The organism is Bradyrhizobium sp. P2_E8, assembly GCF_056403875.1.
In genome coordinates this window covers 1-1,749 of sequence record NZ_JBFUES010001300.1, presented here as the reverse complement: position 1 = coordinate 1,749, position 1,749 = coordinate 1, and the positions used below count along the sequence as shown (strand labels likewise).

The following is a 1,749-nucleotide window of genomic DNA, read 5'->3' as shown; positions in this document are numbered from 1 at the left end:
ACGGCACCAGCGCCGTTGTGAATGTAAATAACATTTACATAGCTAGCCCATCCCGCGATTTTGTCAAGCCGGCCGCCCGACAGGCCGGGCGAATTATTTGCGCAATTTTATTTCGGCTTGCCCCAGGGGCCACCGGGCGGCACGCCAGAACCGGAGGACGCCTCCGGTGGTACCGGCGGCGGCTCGGCGCTTTTCGCAGGCGGACGGCGATCGGTCGGGAAGCCGAGACCGCGCAGATAGATCAGCACCTCGGCCTCTAACAGTTCGTCCGGCGACATCGGCAGTTTTCGTCGCGCTGCATCGCCGCGCGAGAACAGCGAGGCCACGCCATGCGCCATCGACCAGATGTGCAGCGCCATCATCATCGCCGGCGGCCGCGGCGTGCCGGGCGGTGCGAGTGCCGCGAGCCGCTCCGCCGCGGCGCGAATGATGTTGAAGGCGCGTTCGCTCGCGGCCTGCAAAGCGGGATTGGCATCGACCGGCAGGCCGGATTCGAACATCGCGTTGTAGAATGCCGGCTCCTCGCGGGCGAAGGCGAGATAGGCCCTGCCGACCCGCTCGAACGCGGTGACCGTATCGGGCCGGCCGTCGTCCCAGGCCGCGGTCAAGCGCGCCTCGAACTGCTCGAAGCCGCGCTGGGCGATCGAGGACAACAGCTCATCGCGGTCGCGGAAGTGCCGGTAGGGCGCCGCCGCGCTGACGCCAGCCATGCGCGCGGCATCGGCAAAGGTGAAGCCGGCCGCGCCCTTCTCGGCAATCAGCCCGAGGGCAGCCTGCAACAAGGCTTCCTTCAGATTGCCGTGGTGATAGCCGCGCTCGGCGCGGCGCGTCTCCTTGCGCCAGCTCATGTGAACGGCTTTTACATGAGCCGGGGGTGAAGGTCACTAGCGCAAGCGGGATTTGGTGAACCCGTATTTTCACTGTCGTTCCGGGGCGGCTCGAAAGAGCCGAACCCGGAATCTCGAGATTCCGGGCTCGCGCTTGCGCGCGCCCCGGAATGACGAAGCTGACTAACCGCCCGGGATCGGCAGCACCGGCATGATCTCGACGCGCTCGCCGGGAAAGATCGCGAAGTGCGGGTGGTTCTCGAACATCTTCGCAGCCGCTTCATGGGACGCGGCGCGGACCACGGTGAAGGCGCCCATCTCGTTGGCGGTGTCGACAATGCCCTTGTCGTCGACCCGCTTGGTCTTGCCGAGCGGACCGCCCATCGCCTGGATCGCGCCTTGATGCTTCTCGACCCAACCCTTCCAGGCCGCGATGCCCTCCAGCTCCTTCGCCTTGCGCTCGGCGTCCGACATCGCATTCCATGCAGCCCATTTCGGGCTGGTCTTGCTGCCGAGGAACACGGCGAGATAGGTGTCGGTCATTGGTTCTCTCCTTTGTTGATGACTTTGTTGATGACGGCCGCGAATTCCAATCGCGGCCGCTCTGGCTAGTTCTTCAGACCGTCGAAGCCGGCGGCCGCGGCCTGCACGTCCGGCGGAAGGTCGGCCATCTCCTGCACCTGCCGGATCTCAATGACTTCATTGGCCGAGGCCGGGCACTTCTTCGCCCACGCAATCGCCTCGGCACGCGAGTCGACCTCGATCATCCAGTAGCCGCCCAGCACTTCCTTGGCTTCAGTGAAGGGGCCGTCGGTCACAACAGGCTCGCCCGTCGCAAACGAAACGCGCGCGCCCATTGAGGGCGGATGCAGGCCGTCGAGCGTGATCAGGACGCCGGCATCGTTCAGTGCCTCGTTGTAGC

Annotated in this window: 3 protein-coding genes; all 3 read right to left on the bottom strand. The window is 65.5% G+C overall.

From position 1 onward, the window contains the following. Nucleotides 1–107: 107 nt before the first annotated feature. Nucleotides 108–848 carry a TetR/AcrR family transcriptional regulator gene (locus AC1D00_RS39795; protein ID WP_027545587.1) on the bottom strand — a complete coding sequence of 247 codons (741 nt, stop codon included), beginning with the start codon at nucleotides 846–848 and terminating at the stop codon, nucleotides 108–110. 162 nt (nucleotides 849–1,010) lie between these two features. Further along, a complete protein-coding gene (locus AC1D00_RS39790) occupies nucleotides 1,011–1,370 on the bottom strand; it encodes a hypothetical protein (RefSeq protein WP_477014462.1) in 360 nt (119 codons plus the stop codon). A 65-nt stretch (nucleotides 1,371–1,435) separates the two neighbouring features. Further along, nucleotides 1,436–1,749: YciI family protein (locus AC1D00_RS39785; RefSeq protein ID WP_477014461.1), on the bottom strand; the 314-nt coding region annotated here is incomplete at its 5' end.

Coding starts and splice junctions, on each gene's coding strand:
- AC1D00_RS39790 (WP_477014462.1), bottom strand. CDS start 1,370: ATGACCGACACCTATCTCGCCGTGTTCCTCGGCAGCAAGACCAGCCCG.
- AC1D00_RS39795 (WP_027545587.1), bottom strand. CDS start 848: ATGAGCTGGCGCAAGGAGACGCGCCGCGCCGAGCGCGGCTATCACCAC.